Raw genomic sequence first — 16,597 nt, forward strand, 5'->3', positions numbered from 1 at the left:
GATGAAGAAGACCCTGTGGACAAGAAGGTCGGCGCTTGCGCTTTTCGGCTGTGCTGTTACTGGCCTTGCGGGCATGAGGGCGAGCGTCGTTAACGGGAACCGGACGGTCATTCCTGAGAAATATTATGCGGAGGGCGAATGGCTCTCGATGGATGGGGCGTTTCTGGGGTCGAAGGATGTGGCGACTGACGGGTATTCGTTTTGCATAGACGGGGCAGAGCTGCTCACGCCGCGCGAGTATCTCAAGCGTGCGCATGATGATTATTCAAAATATGGCATCGTGGATACGAAAACGAAATTGAAGGACGCCGACATCACGTGTGTTATCGCCGTAAAGATGCGTGTCAGGAATAAGGACAATGTCGAAGGCGGAATCAAAACGTATGTTTGGCATTTGGTGCCGGAGTCTGCGCCAAACTATGACTTTATGGTCAATACCGATCTGATAGCGCAGGCAATGCCGGCTTTAGACGGACTTGCAGCATTTGCCGTGCAGGTTGGAGCGGAAAACGAGTTGCTTGTCCCATTCATGATGCAAAACACCAACGACTATTTCGAAGGTTACGAGACCGTCCGTTTTGAGAAGGCTTTTCCTGGGACTTATACGATGAAGATGACCGATCTGCCAGAGAGAAGGCTCTTAAGGTTTGAAGTGAAGTAGCTCGAGAGTTAGGCAAAATGGGTCCATCGGCGGTACCCGCGCCCGATTTCAGGCGCTCCGACTCGGAATCGGGCGCGGGACGAGGCACCTTCGGTGTCGGCCGGATTACCGCTTCTTCTTCTTGTTCTTCTTCTGCTTGCGCTGCTTGCCCTTGTTGCCCTGGGGCTTGTCGGCCTGTTTTGCTTCGGCAGCGGCCTTTTCTGCCTTCATCTTCTTGCGTTTGGTCTCGATGCGGAGTTTTTTGTTGATGCGCGCCTTAAGGAAGGCGCCAAACTGCTCGGCATCGCCGCGAACAAAGGTGTCCTTAGGGATCGCCACGCCCTGGTCGGCGAACATGGCAACAAAGATGCGCTCGCCGTCGAGCACGTGGTCGAGCTTTTCAAACGGGAAGAACTGCGACTTGCCGCTCTTGCCCCAGACCATCAGACCGTCCTCGTTGGCGGCGACGCGGCGGTAGCGGCCACCCATGGACTCGTCGGCCTCAACGGCATCGATAAAGTCGCGGGCGAGGGTGTGGTGCAGGTTTTTGCTCCACCAGGCCAAAAAGGCGCCGAATACGATCAGGACGACGCCAAACTTGATCCAGTTACCGCCGGCCAACAGCATGCCAATACCGAGCAGCGCGGCAATTGCCGCGGCGACATACAGCGAGCCGCGACGCCTGGGCGAGGCGACCAGGCGGGCGAAGTCGGTGACCAGATCGTTTTCGTACTGATACTCGTTGAGGTACAGGATGCCGTCATCGGCTGCTGCCTGCGCCTCGAGCGCGACCTCGACCTGGTCGGCTGCTTCGGAGGGAACGAGGTTGCTCTCTGCGTCTGCCATGCTCTTTGGACTCCTATCGCGGCGGGCTCGCCGTACGGGTTATTATGGATGCAGTATGCCGTGCGACCGCATGGCCGCCGCGGCAACAGGACTCAGTATACCCGGGGGAGCACCCATGGAATCGTTGTACCGAAAGTATCGCCCGCTCACCTTTGACTCCGTGGTGGGCCAGCAGCATATCGTCTCGACGCTCGAGCACGCCATCACCGAGGGGCGCCTGTCTCACGCCTACCTGTTCTGCGGACCGCGCGGCACGGGCAAGACCACCATGGCGCGCATTCTGGCCAAGGCGCTGCTGTGCCGCAATGCCGAGGCGGCGCGCGCCGAGGGTGCAAGCGGCTGCATGCCCGACGGTACTTGCGAGGAGTGCGAGCTCATTGCCGAGGGTAACCACCCCGATGTCTACGAGCTCGATGCCGCCTCCCGCACGGGCGTGGACAATGTGCGCGAGGAAATCATCAACTCCGTCAACTTTGCCCCGGTACGCGGCAAGTACAAGATCTATATCATCGACGAGGTCCACATGCTCACGACGGCGGCGTTCAACGCGCTGCTCAAGACGCTCGAGGAGCCGCCGGCGCACGTGATCTTTGTGCTGTGCACCACTGACCCGCAAAAGATTCTGGAGACCATCCTCTCGCGCTGCCAGCGCTTCGATTTCCACCGCATCGGCAACGAGGATATCGAGCGTCGCCTGGCATACGTGTGCGAGCAGGAGGGCTTCGATTACGACGACGAGGCGCTCGCCATCGTGGCGCGCCATGCCAAGGGCGGCATGCGCGACGCGCTCTCCACGCTGGAGCAGCTGAGCGTTTTTGGCAACGGTTCTGTGCATGCGGACGATGCCCGCTCGCTTTTAGGCGAGGTTTCGGACCAGATTCTGGGCGAGTTTTCCCGCGCCATTGCCGATCGCGATGTTGCCGAGCTCTATGGACTGATCCGTGCGCAGGTCGAGGAAGGAAACGACCTGCTGGAGCTGACGCGCGACCTGGTAGCGCATGTGCGTGACGTGTACGTTGCCTGCGTTGCCGGTGCCCGTGCCGAGCTGTTTGAGGGCGGCTCCGAGCAGGCCGAGGCGCTTGCTGCCGAGGCCGCTGCCTTTGGCGAGCATCCTGCCGACCGCCTGGCCCGCGTGCTGACGGTGCTCGACGATGCCGCACTGGAGATGAGGGGCGCGAGCGACGTGCGCCTGGTGCTCGAGATTGCCTGTACGCGTCTGGCACGTCCCGAGGCTGATTTAACGATTGAGGCATTGGCCGAGCGCGTGGCGCGTCTGGAGGCCATGGTTGCCAACGGCGCCGTGCCGGCGAGCGTGGCTGCTGCTCAGGCCACCGCGCCTGCAGCATCCGTACCCGCTGCTGCCCAGCAGCCGACGCTGATCTCGGGTGCCCGAGCCGCTACTCCGGCGGCATCTGCTACCACCGCTGATACGTCCGCGCGCCAGGGCGGTATGCCTTGGGACCGTGGTGCTGCCGCTCCGGCGGCTCAGCCTGCGCCCCGTTCTGCGTCCGTGTCGGCTTCCAAGCCTGCAGCGTCTGCACCTCAGTCTGCGCCGGCTCCGACGCCTCAGCCCGTTGCAGCCCCCGCGCCTGCCACCGCTCCGGCACCTAAGCCCCAGCCCAACACCGCCGCCCAGGTTGCTGCCGCTGGTGCCGCCGAGACCCCCGCGGTCGAGGATGCCGGTGAGCTCCAGCGCAAATGGGCCGAGGTCGTCGAACGCGTCAAGGCTCGTCAGGCCTCCTACGCAGGGCTTTTGCTCAATGCCCGCGCCACAGCAGACGACGGCTCCAAGCTCACGGTCTCGTTCCCCGCGGGCTCGACCTTTGCCATCAAGATGCTCGGACGCGCCGACACGCAGTCGGTGGTCCTGCCGACAGTCAGTGCGGTCTTCGGTCGTCGCACCGTCGACTACGTCCTGGATGGAGGTGGCACGCTGGCTCCTCAACATGAGGAGCATTCTCCATCTGCACGGGCTGCGGCATCTGCGGACCCGCAACCCGTGTCCTCGGCGGCCCCTGCATCCTCGAACGTCAGCGCGACGCAGCCAAAAGCGGCACCGGTAGCGGCACCGACCCCGTCGGCGCCTGAACCCGCTGCGCCCAAACAGGCTGCTCCGGTCCCCGTGCCCAAGCCCGCCGCCGCGCCTGCGCCCAAGTCATCCGACCTGGGCAAAGCCCCCTGGCTGCGCTCCGACAACCCCGCTGGCGCTCCTGCCACGGGCAAGCTCCCGACCGAGCCCGCACCCCGAGCGCCCGAGCGCGCGTCCGCTCCCAAGGCTCAGCCGTCTGCGCAGTCTGCACCGTGGGAATCCGAGCAGGTGCCCTACGATGACGCCATGGTCGGCGGCTTTGCAGGCGATGCGAGCGGGGACGATCTGCCTCCGTTCGACGTGCCGGGTGCGACGCCCGCGCCCAAGCCCGCTGCAACTGCCCCCAAAGAGGAGGACGCTCCTGCAGCTCCCTGGGAGTCCAACCCCGGCGCGGGCAGTCCCTTCGGCCATCAGGGCGCAGCCCCAAGCATCCCGCAGACCGAGGACGAGGCCAAAGCCCTCATCCGCAGCGTCTTCGGTCAGTCCACCATCTTCAAACCGGTGGAGTAGCTGTACAGGCGGGTATACTGCTCAAGAAGAGACGTCTTTGAACGGAGCGAGCTTATGATGTGGGAATATGTCCGCCTTGAGGACGATACGCAAGTTTCGTATTCCGAAGTCCGTGAGGACAACACGGTGAAGGTTGTTGTGGAGCGCCCGCGCGATTGGGGTTTTGACACGGCGGAGTGCATCTTGCCGGCATTCAATTGGGTGTCACACGAGGGCTTTAGCGAAGCGGACCTCAAAGAACTCGATGATTTTGTGCGCAACAACGACCCGCTCATCTTGCGTTTTGCTTACGAAGGCGGACGAGTCTATGCCTAGTCTTTTCCGACTCGGCCATATATCACTTTCTTTTGTCCGGGCGCATCTGTATTTCGTACATGTGTAGCGTGGTGCCGCGTGTCTCGCATTCGAGCAGGCAGATGCGTGACGGTCGGCCTAGGGTGCTGAGGTCGACACGATACGTCGCGCGGCTGTCCGTGTACTCGACTTGCTCGGCGTCGAGGGTTGCTCCGATTGTCAAGAAAGCGCCTGGTTCGGCACCGACAATCTTGGAGTCCTTTATCTTGACCTTGAACTCTTGGTAGAGGGACGGGCTGTTGTAGTAAATGGTTCGGGTTCCATCGGTGCACTCATCGGTCGCTTCCCATTTGACGGTGGGCTGGTCCGAGCTGGTTATCAGCAGTTCTGCTCCAAAGGCTATAGCATGGGTGATGACAATCAGCAATGCCCAGCCGACAAAGAGATAGAGAACCACATATGCAACGGGGTGTTTTGAGCGGATGTTTTGGAGCGCGTCGGGGGCATTCATGGGGCACCTCAAAATTGCTATCTATGACAATCAAATTATACTCTGCCGCCATGTGCTCCGCCTCGAGCAGCGGTTTGGCATTTAGCTATTTAGTGGCACACATGAAATGCCGGATTCGGCTCTACTAGATTGAGTATGCGATATTATGCAACCTTGCATAATTCGGCCTTGCATAATCTTGGCGCGTGGTTTGTATTGGAGGACATGTATATCGACTGAGGTAGCGTGTCCGCCCCCGCTCTCTGGCTTCGCGCCGTGGTACGATTTTTGAGTTTGAAAGTCCCGCCGCGCTCCGGCTGCCCTTGCAGCTCGGCGTGCGGCCGCACGTAAAGGAGCCATCATGGCCGGTATGAACATGCAGCAGATGATGAAGCAGGCTCGCAAGATGCAGGAGCAGCTTGCCGCCGCGCAGGAGAACCTCAAGTCCCAGACCGTCGACGCCTCTGCCGGCGGCGGTATGGTCAAGGTGACCGTTAACGGCGAGATGGAGCTCGTCAACCTCACTATTGACCCCGATGCCCTCGATCCCGAGGACGTCGATATGCTGCAGGACATGATCATGGCTGCCGTCAACGAGGCCGTCCGCGGCGTCAACGAGCTCGCCAACAAGCAGATGGGCGCCATCACCGGCGGCCTCAACATCCCGGGCATGCCGTTCTAAGACACGCATATATATGAGTGCGAATCACAGTCTGCAAAAACTGCTCGATGAGCTGGGCCGTCTGCCGGGCATTGGTCCCAAGTCGGCCCAGCGCATCGCCTATTACCTGCTCGAGGCCGATGCCGAGGAGGCCCGCCGCCTGGCCGAGGCCATCCTGGAGGTTAAGCAGGAGGTCCACTTTTGCAGCCGTTGCTTTAACTACGCCACGGCCGACGAGTGCTCCATCTGCCAGGATTCGATGCGCGACACTACTCGCATTTGCGTGGTGGGCGAGCCGCGCGACGTCCAGGCAATCGAGCGCACGGGCAGCTACCATGGCCTGTACCATGTTCTGGGCGGCGTGATCAGCCCCATGGACAAGATTGGTCCCGAGCAGCTGCACATCCGCGAGCTGCTGGCGCGTTTGGGCCACGAGGATATCCATGAGGTCATCATCGCCACTAACCCCAATATTGAGGGCGAGACCACGGCGAGCTACCTGGCCCGCACTATCAAGCCGCTGGGCGTCGAGGTGTCGCGTCTGGCGAGCGGCCTGCCCGTGGGCGGCGACCTGGAGTATGCCGACGAGCTTACGCTTGGGCGCGCCATTGAGGCCCGTCGCACGATTTAGGTGGCGAGCCTGCTCCTGCCGTATGTTTTCCTGGCGACGCACGGGGCAGTCATAATTTCCCCGTGCGACTATAAGTTTGTTGTGCAACAAAGATACTTTGTATCCGCTTATCGCATGGATGCTTCCACTCGCATCCTTAATTTGCTCATTCGTTGCGCAACCTTTTGGGTTCGCTGATACACTCAAATATGGATTCGAATGAATGCGCCGCTCCCGAGCGGCGTGTTTTTGTTGGAGGAGAACGCATGCGGCCCGGTGGCACTCAGACAAAGCGCGGCGCCGCGGTGCGCATGCGACGCCGACTGGGCTTGGCGCCGCGGGCGTACGCACTGCTGTCTTGCTCGCTGGTGCTGGTCATAGCTGGCGTTTCTGCCTATGGCATGACCGTGCCGTCCATGATGCAGGCACATGCCGCACGCGAACCGCGCGTGGGGCATGAGGTCAAAAGTGATCTGGGCACCACGACTGGATATGCTTGGGCAAGTGTGGTCGCGCATATTGTGTTTGGCACCGACGACGCGGACGGCGCCGAGGCCCCGGACAACGAAGTCACGCTTGCCAATGGCAAAACCATCGTGCTCACCAACACCAAGATCATCGATCGGTTGTCCAACAATAGCGTGGCGGCAACGGTGAATAAGGTCGAGCAGCAGAAGGAGCAGGACGCCCAGCAGTCCGGAAAGCCCGGTAACTCGGATACTTCTGGCTCCGGCTCGGATTCGTCGAGTTCGGGCGGCGGTTCTGGATCGGGTTCCTCTGCCGGAGGGTCTGGAAACGGCGGCTCGACGGGCGGCAACACTGACAACGATGCGAACTCCGGTGGCCTTTCCGCTGCTGAGGAAGAGAGCATTCACAGTTGGCTTGTGACCAAGTACAACATGCTCGACGGCTATGTTTCTCGTGCCAATGACGTGGTTTCGACCTATAACTCTACGGGAGATCCCAGGCCGTGCGACAGCCTGGTCGGGGAGATGTTTGTCATTCGAGCCGAGTTCGGTCGTCAGACATTCTCGCCCCGGTCAAAGTGGTATCAGCAGTATGCCAATCTGTGGGGCTGTTACACCAACCTATGTCAATGGGTCGGCCATTACGGCGATGATGACGTTGCGCTCGGTAACTTCAACAATAACATGGCGGCGCTTGCCCTATGATGACCGATCTTGCATCCACCACACCACAATCGCTCGGTCGCGATCCCATGGTCGGCCTGCGCCTGGCGCGTGTCGACGGGTTTGAGCCGGCCATTGCGCTCGGTCAGGACGAACTGCCTGCCTATCTGCGTCGTTTTACGATGCTGTTTGCCGACGATGCCACCATGCGCCGTGGCGGTATCGGCCGCGTGACGCGTGCCGTCAACGCCCAAGGCGAGGCCGTAGCACTCAAACAGCTCATCTTGCCGACGCGCGATGAGTTTGACGACGATGCCGCCCATGAGGCGCTGGTCGCCAAGTTCAAAGCGGCATTTCGCGAGGAATATGAATGCCATCGCGCCCTTTCGGGCCTTAAGGGCTTTCCCCGCCTCTATGGCTGGGGCGAGGTTGACGGTGTGCCTGCAATTGTCATGGAATGGGTCGAGGGCGAGACGCTTGCCCGCTTGCGTTCGCGACTTGCCGTGGACGATGCCGGCCGCCTATCGCCGCTTGTGGCGGCGCGCTTGGGGCGCGACCTGTTCGACCTGCTCTGCCGCATGAGCCTGGTGGGGGAGGGCTTTGTCCATCGCGATATCTCGCCCGCTAATATTATGGTGCGTACGGCGCGTCTACCGCTTGACCGGCAGCTTGCCGAGGGCACCTTTGACCTGTGCCTGATCGACTTTGGCTCGTCGCTGGCGCTCGAGCCTGCGTCGGCCGTGGCCGGTACCGGCGGCAAGGCGTCGTTTACGGAGCGCTATGCCACGCTGCGTCGCGCGACGGTTGCCTATGCCCCGCCCGAGATGCTCACCGACGATATTCCCGACCTGCGCGCTTTGCGTATGTCGCCGGCGATCGACGTCTATGCCGCAGCAAGCGCGGTTTACGAGCTCATTGCCGGCGCCGCGCCATACGAAGCCGCGCCGAGCACTTCGGGCACCTCGGGTTCGCGCAAAAAGACGCGCGACATCGCCAGCCCCTACCGTCTCAAGATGGACACGCTGCCCGACTATCCCATTGGTGCCCATGCGCCCGGTTGCGATTTGACTCAGCTGCTTCGTCGTGAGCCCGATGTGGCGCTCGCTGCGGCCGAGCAGGCCCAGCAGCTGGGGCTTGAGCCGGATTCCGAGGAGCTACGCGATGCGCTGGCGTTTGTCGATGCCCAGCTGTTCGACGTGGTGATGGCCTGTCTGTCCAGCCATCAAAAAGATCGTCCCGAGCCGGCGGCGGTCGAGGCGGCGCTCTCGGCGTTTTGTGACCACTATGCGCAAAATGTCGGTCGTTCGCTCCGCGGCGAGCCGCTCACGCCGTGCCCCATGGATGCGTCTGGCCGCGCGGTTCGTCGCGCGCTGATGGTCGGCGCGACGGTCGTCTGTGGCGTGGTTTGGGCTGTGGTCGTGGTTTCGGCCGCGCTGCTGGCGTCGGGCGCTCGCGTGACGGCGACTTTGGGATCGCTCGTGTGGTCTGGGTCGCTACCGGGTATTATTGCCGCACTGGCGTTGGCGCTGCCAGGCATAGCCGGCGTTGTCGCGGGGGCACTTGCGCGCAATCGGCGCTCGGGCTTCCTGCAGGGTGTGCTTGCGCTTTCTGCCTGCGAGGTTCCGGTGCTGGTTGTGGCTGCATGTAGCGTATTTTCCCAACGCGCCGTGATGGGCGGCCTTGTTGCCGCTCTGGTTGCAACCTATACGCTTACGTGGTTTTTGCTTGCGATGGGCTTTGCCTTTGAACTTTCCGTTTCGGCACCGCGACGCACAAAAGCCCAGATGGCGACTCCGCTTGCCGGTGGAGCCGCAGCTGCCCGTACTTTTGGCGGACCTGTCGAAGTATCGTCCGATTCTATTTCTACGACCAAGGAGGCCTAGGTCATGGCATCTCAAGTTGAGCTCACCCCATGCGGGGCCATGTTTGACATCTTTAAGCGCGCGGCGCATCTGAGCCATATCGAGCTGTGCGGCTTGGTGCTTTCGTCCCGTCCGCTCGCCGACGGCCGCAGCCCGCAGAGCCGAGCCGCCGATCGCTCTTGGGTTTCCCGCTTTATCGTTCGCGCGCCGGTCGGCACGCTTCAGCAGCGCTACTTTGCCGAATACGGTACCTCGGCTGCGCGTATTATGTCGCAACTGGCCCTGCGCCAGCGCAATCCCATGGACTCCACGGCTGTGATCAATATGGTGTGCGGTCCTGCAGGTGAACCGATGGTGCGCGCGCTCGAAGAGTGCCACCAGGACACGAATCTCTATCGCAACGCGCTCGATCGCCTGTCCCAGGCGGCGGAACTCATGCCCGCCGAGCGCGCCGAGGCCGTGCTGGTGCTGTTTGTCGCCGTCGGTTGTTCGGCGGATGTGCGGTCCTCGGTGAACTATGCCATCGACTACGCGCACGCGACCTGTGGCGGAGGCACCTCCACGCCGCGTTCGCTTGGCATGTCGATGACCGCGGGCGAGCGCGAACCCGCCCCGGCGCATCCCTTGGGCTTGCTGCGCGTGCAAAACAGTTTTGTCGTGAGCGCCCCGCGTTGGATTCAGCCGAGCGAGCAGGGTGTTGAGATTGGCGCGCTGGCCACTGGTGAGGGCGATATTACCGACGTCGGCGACGATGTCTCGGCCCGCCATGCCCATATCTGGTGCGATGCTCAAAATATCTGGCACGTCGAGGACTTGTCGTCCACCAACGGAACCGTGGTGGTAAACGGGGCCACGCGCGTCTGCATTCAGGTCGAGCCCGGCCGTTCCGCCCAACTCAATCCCGGCGACGAGCTCAAGCTCGGCGAATCCACTACCTACGCCGTCCTCTTCGGTGCCCTCTAGCCAGTCCCGCCAAATGGTCCCTCCGTCCCCAAGGGATCATTTTGCTCCCGGCAGTCACCCGAGGTAAACCTTTACCGCCCGCCTATATTTGCCGAAATTACACTTGACGGCGGGGTACAATAAACCCGCATGCGGATTTCCGTTGCGGGCGCTTCCCATCGCCGGGGCGTGCCCGGGAGCATCCGGCATGCGGCCTTTGCGGCGCTCGGTCATGTGCAAGACGGGTAGCTGGGCTTGTGGAGCGCGTGCAGCCCTCCTCGCCTCGGCATGCCTTCTCTCCACGCCATGTACCTGCTGCTGAGCCTGCCTGCCAGATGATTGGAAGCAACAGCGAAAATCCCATCACGCCAACATCCCGGCGATCGCCGGGGCCTGTATACCTATATGAGAGGAGAGGGGTATATGGCGCGTAAGTTTAAGTCTATGGACGGCAACGAGGCGGCCGCATATGTTTCGTATGCGTACACCGAGGTAGCGGGAATCTATCCCATTACGCCGTCCAGCCCGATGGCCGACCATGTCGACCAGTGGGCGGCCCAGGGTCGCAAGAATATCTTCGGCACCCCGGTCAAGGTCGTCGAGATGGAGTCCGAGGCAGGTGCAGCCGGTACCGTTCACGGTTCGCTGGGCGCCGGTGCTCTGACCACCACCTACACGGCTTCTCAGGGTCTGCTCCTGATGATCCCGAACATGTACAAGATCGCGGGCGAGCAGCTCCCGGGCGTCTTCCACGTCTCCGCGCGTTGCGTCGCTTCCCACGCCCTGAACATTTTTGGCGATCACTCCGACGTCATGGCCTGCCGTCAGACCGGCTTCGCCATGCTCGCCGAGGGCAACGTCCAGGAGGTCATGGACCTCTCGCCGGTGGCCCACCTTGCCGCCATCGAGGGCAAGACTCCGTTCCTTAACTTCTTCGACGGCTTCCGCACCAGCCACGAGATCCAGAAGGTCGCCATGTGGGACTACAAGGATCTGGCCGAGATGTGCGACATGGACGCTGTCCAGGCTTTCCGCGACCACGCGCTCAACCCTGAGCACCCGCACACCCGCGGTAGCCACGAGAACGGCGACATCTTCTTCCAGAACCGCGAGGCCTGCAACAAGGTCTACGACGAGCTTCCCGCCGTCGTCGAGGGCTACATGAAGAAGATCAACGAGAAGCTCGGCACCGATTACGGCCTGTTCAACTACTACGGCGCTCCCGATGCCGATCGCGTCGTCGTGTGCATGGGCTCCTTCTGCGACGTGCTCGAGGAAGTCATCGACTACCTCAACGCTCACGGCGAGAAGGTCGGCCTGGTCAAGGTTCGCCTGTTCCGTCCGTTCTCCATCAAGCACTTTGTCGACGTTCTCCCCGAGACCGTCAAGAAGATTGCCGTCATGGACCGCACCAAGGAGCCGGGTTCCATCGGCGAGCCGCTCTACCAGGACGTCGTCTCCGCTCTCTACGAGGCCGGCAAGACGGGCATCAAGGTCGTCGGCGGCCGTTATGGCCTGGGCAGCAAGGACACGCCTCCCGCGTCCGCGTTCGCTGTCTTCGAGGAGCTCAAGAAGGACGAGCCCAAGCGCGAGTTCACCATCGGCATTGTCGATGACGTGACCAACCTGAGCCTGCCCGAGGCCGAGGATGCGCCCAACACCGCAGCCCCCGGCACCATCGAGTGCAAGTTCTGGGGTCTGGGTGGCGACGGTACCGTCGGCGCCAACAAGAACTCGATCAAGATCATCGGCGACCACACCGACAAGTACGTTCAGGCCTACTTCCAGTACGACTCCAAGAAGACCGGCGGCGTCACCGTTTCGCACCTGCGCTTTGGTGATTCTCCGATCCGTTCGCCGTACTACGTGACCAAGGCCGACTTTGTCGCTTGCCACAACCCCAGCTACATCGTTAAGGGCTTCAAGATGGTCCGCGACGTCAAGCCGGGCGGCACCTTCCTGGTCAACTGCCAGTGGAGCGACGAGGAGTTCGCCGAGCACATGCCCGCCGTGGCCAAGCGCTACATCGCGAACAACAACGTCAACGTCTACCTGATCGACGCTATCGACCTGGCGGCCAAGGTCGGCATGGGCAAGCGCACCAACACGGTGCTCCAGTCCGCCTTCTTCGCGCTGGCCAAGGTCCTGCCCGCCGAGAACGCCCTGCAGTACATGAAGGACGCGGCTACCAAGTCCTACATGAAGAAGGGCCAGGCTATCGTCGACGCCAACCACAAGGCCATCGATGCCGGCGCTACTGCTTTCCGTAAGTTCGAGGTTCCGGCCGACTGGGCTACCGCCGAGGATGCCGCTCCCGTCGAGCTCTCCGAGGAGACCAAGTCCGCCATCGCCCAGCAGGTCAAGAACCTGCTCGAGCCCATCGATCGCATGGATGGCGACAGCCTGCCCGTTTCCGCCTTCGTCGGTTGCGCCGACGGCCAGTTTGAGCTGGGTGCCTCCGCATACGAGAAGCGCGGCGTCGCCGTGGTCGTTCCCCACTGGGACGAGACCAAGTGCATCCAGTGCAACCAGTGCGCCTACGTGTGCCCGCATGCCACCATCCGTCCGTTCGCGATGACCGAGGACGAGGCTGCCGCCGCGCCCGAGGCTACCCGCACGCTCGACGCCATGGGCCCCAAGGCCAAGGGCATGAAGTTCACCATGGCTGTGTCCCCGCTCGACTGCATGGGTTGCACCAACTGCGTCAAGGTCTGCCCCAAGGGCGCCCTCGAGATGGTTCCCACCGAGCAGGAGATGGACCAGCAGCCCGTTTGGGACTACATGGTCGAGAACGTCTCCGAGAAGAAGGAGCTCATCGCGGCCAACGTCAAGGGCAGCCAGTTTAAGCAGCCCTACCTGGAGTTCTCCGGCTCCTGCGCCGGCTGTGCCGAGACCGCCTATGCACGTCTGGTGACCCAGGTCGCCGGCGACCGCATGTTCATCTCCAACGCCACCGGCTGCTCCTCCATTTGGGGTAACCCCGCTGCCACCGCTCCTTACTGCAAGGACAAGGACGGTCACGGCCCGGCGTGGAACAACTCCCTGTTCGAGGACAATGCCGAGCACGGTCTGGGCATGGCCGTTGGCTATGAGGCCGTTCAGCACAAGCTGATCGCCGCTACCCAGGACATCATCGCTGCCGATGGTCCGTCCGATGAGCTCAAGGCCGCCGGTCAGGCTTGGATCGACTCCGTCAACGACGCCGAGGTCTCCAAGACCGCTGCCGCTGCCTACGTTGCCGAGCTCGAGAAGTGCGGCTGCGACGCTTCCAAGGCGATCCTCGCCGACAAGGCTTACCTCACCAAGAAGTCCTTCTGGATCTTCGGCGGCGACGGCTGGGCCTACGACATCGGCTTCGGTGGCCTGGACCACGTCCTGGCTTCCGGCCACAACGTCAACGTCTTCGTCTTCGACACCGAGGTTTACTCCAACACCGGTGGTCAGGCCTCCAAGGCCTCGAACTTGGGCCAGGTCGCTCAGTTCGCCGCCGCCGGTAAGGTGACCAAGAAGAAGTCTCTGGCCGAGATCGCCATGAGCTACGGCTACGTCTACGTGGCACAGGTTGCCATGGGCGCCAACCCGGCTCAGACCCTCAAGGCCATCCACGAGGCCGAGGCCTACGACGGCCCGTCCCTCATCATCGGCTACAGCCCCTGCGAGATGCACTCCATCAAGAAGGGCGGCATGCAGAACTGCCAGGCCGAGATGAAGAAGGCTGTCGAGTGCGGTTACTGGAACCTCTTCCGCTTCAACCCCGAGGCTGCTGCCGGCAAGAAGTTCTCGCTCGATTCCAAGGAGCCCGCGGGCGGTTATCAGGAGTTCCTGATGAACGAGGCCCGTTACGCTTCGCTGACGCGTTCCTTCCCCGAGCGCGCCGAGGAGCTCTTCAAGGAGAACGAGCAGGCCGCTATGGACCGCTACGCTCACCTGTTGAAGCTCAAGACGGTGTACAACGAGGCCTAGGTCTCCCACCGCAGGATCTGAGGGCTAACCTTCGCGGACGTCCTCGGACATGAAAGAACCCCCGCTGCGCACTACGTGCGGCGGGGGTTCTTTCGTCCTGCGGAGTGTCCGCGAAGGTTAGCCCTCAGATCCTGCTACGACTACGTCCTCGGATTGTGGGGCTGAATGAAGGACGTGGCTGTGGGGGTGCCTTGTCCCGGTCGCTGTTTCGCGGCGTGGCCGCGAAACCACGCGCCACTTTGGGCATGGAGGGCTAGCTGATTGTGGCCTTCTGCTGCCCCAGTGCTGTTTCGCGCTTTGCGCGAAACATCGCAGCACTTTGGGCATAGTGGGGGAGTTGGTTGTCGCTGCCTTCTATCCCCTTGCTGTTTCGCGCCTTTGGCGCGAAAGGCGCAGTACTTTGGGCGTGGGGGCTGGCTTGCGGACTCAGATGACCTAGAGAGATATGGGTGCAAACGAGAAATCGTTGTTGGGGTCGTCCTTTTCCATAAACTCATCGAGACAGAATGTCATATAGATTGGAACGTAAAGGATCTTGCCCTCTTTGCAAAGGTTTTCGTGGCTCAGCACAACGGCCTCGGGAATTTTGTACTCGCCCACACTCATCAAACGGTCGAGGGCTGCATGTGCTCGAACTTTCTTGCCCGATTTGACTTCGATTGGGACAACATGCCCGCGGGCACCTTCGATTACAAAGTCGACTTCACCGACCTCACGCGTTTGGTAGTACCACGTATCTGCTCCGAGGGCAACGAGTTCCTGTGCGACCACGTTCTCATAGAGGCCGCCGAGGTTGGGGGTTTTCATGTCAAGGTAGACGGCGCGTGCCGTGCTGCCGGGATACCGCGATGCGAGCATACCTGTATCGGACTCGTATAGTTTAAAGGCCGTCGTTTTCTCCGTCCTCTTGAGAGGACTTCGTGCCTCCGTCACCTGGGGGACCATCAATCCAACGCCTGCGTTCACCAGCCATAGGAAATCCTGCTCGTATTTTTGAAGACGAGCTCCCTCGCCTAGAGACGAGACGATAAAGCGATGGGACTCCGCCTCAAGCTGAACGGGAATTTGCTCGAAAATGGAGCGAACGTTAAACGCTCGAGTCGATGCATATTTAGAGATATCGCTTTTGTACTGATCGACTAGCTGAATTTGAAGCTCACGCGTTCTCACGAGCGAATAGCCCGAATCGATATAGTTCTGAACGACCTCCGGCATGCCGCCGCAAACGATATAAGCTCTAAAGTTTTTGAGCATCGCCTCATGAATAAAATTTTCGACGGGACGCCTCTCGACAAGGCAGCTGCGGATGTCTGCAAGCACATTCTCGCTGATGCTGTTTGCCCAACAAAACTCTTCAAAATCCATTGGCCGCATAACAATGTGCTCGACATACCCCACCGGGAAAGAAGAGATCCCCTTAAACTCAGTCCCAAGCATAGACCCCGAGAAGACATAGCTAAAGCGTCCGTCCTCGACCAGCGCCTTCATAAGTGTAACGATCTGCGGATACTCCTGAATCTCATCGACAAAGATAAGCGTATCTCCCTCAACAAGCGGTGCATCCGCAAGAAGGGCCACACGGTTGATGAAGTCAATGGAGTTCTTAGCGCCAACAAGTACGTCTCTTGCCTCGGCATCAAGTAGCAGATTGACCTCATAATACGAAGCGTAGTTGCTCTTTCCAAACGCGTGAATCGCATAGCTCTTGCCAATCTGACGCGCACCGGTAACAAGCAGGGCCTTATGGGAGTTATTCTTCCAGCTCAAAAGCCTATCAGTGACTTTGCGGCGTAGCATTAAAACACCTCATTGACAAAAATTGGCAAATAGATTTGCCCCTAATCATACAAAAATTGACAAATAGATTTGACCCAAATCATACAAAAATTGGCAAATAGCAAAGCTCACTTAGGCCTCAAAGCCAGCGAGCCAGCACGGTACTTTGCGAAAAGGCTGGCGGCGCCGTTGTTGAGGGTGGCCAGGTTGACAGTGGCGCCGTTAGCGTTCTCGGCTGCTTGGGCGCGCAGGAGCGAAAGGGCGTCGGTAGCGTTCATGCAGAAGCCGACGGTAAAGTTCCATACTGCGAACTCGCAGTCGCTTGCCGCGGGGTGAAGCGCGATCGGCTATCCCTTATGTTGGATGAAAAGCCCCATGTTTTTGCAGGGGTGCATACTCGTCAAATTAATGTATAGAATCGCGTATAGTGCGAGTAAGATATTGCGCTGTCCGTTTTGTGTTTAGCAAAGATATAGTTTGCATAATCTGGTCTAATCCCTGCTCTATTTAAATAAAGTTGCACGTAAATGGCGTAGATATGCCTGAACTGGGCTTCTTTACGCTGAGCGGGTAAAATCGACCGTTCGCCGCTTAGGTATTTTCAAAATGAATAAAATGAGCGATAAAGAGAATATAAACCTTAATAAACTCGCGTATCGCACGGACGCGGGTTATTAATGGGTTGTAGGCCTTTTACAGAAAGGATTCCAGCAATGTCTAAGCCTCTTGGCAAGCCCGATCGTATTGTCGTCGCCCTCGGCGGCAACGCCCTCGGCAACAACCC

Annotated in this window: 13 protein-coding genes; 9 read left to right on the plus strand and 4 right to left on the minus strand. The window is 60.5% G+C overall.

Annotated elements, in window-relative coordinates; genetic code table 11:
- The first annotated feature begins 1 nt into the window (after position 1).
- Complete coding sequence (locus tag DWW73_RS03515; RefSeq protein WP_117778764.1) at positions 2–661, plus strand: DUF5028 domain-containing protein; 660 nt, start codon at positions 2–4, stop codon at positions 659–661.
- A 105-nt stretch (positions 662–766) separates the two neighbouring features.
- Here the strand turns inward: DWW73_RS03515 and DWW73_RS03520 are convergent, their stop codons facing one another.
- The gene (locus tag DWW73_RS03520) at positions 767–1,486 is read right to left on the minus strand and encodes a hypothetical protein (protein WP_147343543.1); all 720 of its coding nucleotides are present in this window, start codon (positions 1,484–1,486) and stop codon (positions 767–769) included.
- 115 nt (positions 1,487–1,601) lie between these two features.
- On the opposite strand from DWW73_RS03520, the gene dnaX reads away from it, so the two are divergent.
- Together dnaX and DWW73_RS03530 are read left to right on the plus strand one after the other, a co-directional pair.
- Positions 1,602–4,085 (plus strand): DNA polymerase III subunit gamma/tau, encoded by a 2,484-nt coding sequence (dnaX, locus tag DWW73_RS03525; RefSeq protein ID WP_158563776.1) that lies wholly within the window; start codon positions 1,602–1,604, stop codon positions 4,083–4,085.
- A 54-nt stretch (positions 4,086–4,139) separates the two neighbouring features.
- Positions 4,140–4,400 (plus strand): hypothetical protein, encoded by a 261-nt coding sequence (locus DWW73_RS03530; protein WP_117778767.1) that lies wholly within the window; start codon positions 4,140–4,142, stop codon positions 4,398–4,400.
- 22 nt (positions 4,401–4,422) lie between these two features.
- On the opposite strand, the gene DWW73_RS03535 is transcribed toward DWW73_RS03530, so the two are convergent.
- The gene (locus tag DWW73_RS03535) at positions 4,423–4,890 is read right to left on the minus strand and encodes a hypothetical protein (RefSeq protein WP_117778768.1); all 468 of its coding nucleotides are present in this window, start codon (positions 4,888–4,890) and stop codon (positions 4,423–4,425) included.
- A 340-nt stretch (positions 4,891–5,230) separates the two neighbouring features.
- Here DWW73_RS03535 and DWW73_RS03540 point away from each other — a divergent pair, with 340 nt between their 5' ends.
- The 6 genes from DWW73_RS03540 (at position 5,231) to nifJ (ending at position 14,037) form a co-directional block, all read left to right on the plus strand.
- Positions 5,231–5,551, plus strand: a complete 321-nt coding sequence (locus DWW73_RS03540; protein WP_006235174.1) for a YbaB/EbfC family nucleoid-associated protein — start codon at positions 5,231–5,233, stop codon at positions 5,549–5,551.
- Between the two features lie 13 nt (positions 5,552–5,564).
- The gene (recR, locus tag DWW73_RS03545) at positions 5,565–6,161 is read left to right on the plus strand and encodes a recombination mediator RecR (protein ID WP_089573257.1); all 597 of its coding nucleotides are present in this window, start codon (positions 5,565–5,567) and stop codon (positions 6,159–6,161) included.
- Between the two features lie 245 nt (positions 6,162–6,406).
- Positions 6,407–7,312, plus strand: a complete 906-nt coding sequence (locus tag DWW73_RS03550; RefSeq protein ID WP_117778769.1) for a hypothetical protein — start codon at positions 6,407–6,409, stop codon at positions 7,310–7,312.
- Positions 7,309–9,153, plus strand: a complete 1,845-nt coding sequence (locus tag DWW73_RS03555) for a hypothetical protein (RefSeq protein WP_117778770.1) — start codon at positions 7,309–7,311, stop codon at positions 9,151–9,153. The genes DWW73_RS03550 and DWW73_RS03555 overlap by 4 nt, the downstream gene beginning before the upstream one ends.
- 3 nt (positions 9,154–9,156) lie before the next feature.
- Complete coding sequence (locus tag DWW73_RS03560; protein ID WP_117778771.1) at positions 9,157–10,095, plus strand: FHA domain-containing protein; 939 nt, start codon at positions 9,157–9,159, stop codon at positions 10,093–10,095.
- Between the two features lie 402 nt (positions 10,096–10,497).
- Positions 10,498–14,037, plus strand: a complete 3,540-nt coding sequence (nifJ, locus tag DWW73_RS03565) for a pyruvate:ferredoxin (flavodoxin) oxidoreductase (RefSeq protein ID WP_117778772.1) — start codon at positions 10,498–10,500, stop codon at positions 14,035–14,037.
- 435 nt (positions 14,038–14,472) lie between these two features.
- Here the strand turns inward: nifJ and DWW73_RS03570 are convergent, their stop codons facing one another.
- On the minus strand, positions 14,473–15,834 hold the full coding sequence (locus tag DWW73_RS03570; protein ID WP_117778773.1) for an ATP-binding protein: 1,362 nt from the start codon (positions 15,832–15,834) through the stop codon (positions 14,473–14,475).
- Between the two features lie 107 nt (positions 15,835–15,941).
- Complete coding sequence (locus DWW73_RS10125) at positions 15,942–16,091, minus strand: hypothetical protein (protein ID WP_158549138.1); 150 nt, start codon at positions 16,089–16,091, stop codon at positions 15,942–15,944.
- Between the last annotated feature and the right edge of the window lie 506 nt (positions 16,092–16,597).

It is taken from the genome of Collinsella sp. AF16-8 (genome assembly GCF_003462695.1).
Lineage (GTDB): Bacteria > Actinomycetota > Coriobacteriia > Coriobacteriales > Coriobacteriaceae > Collinsella.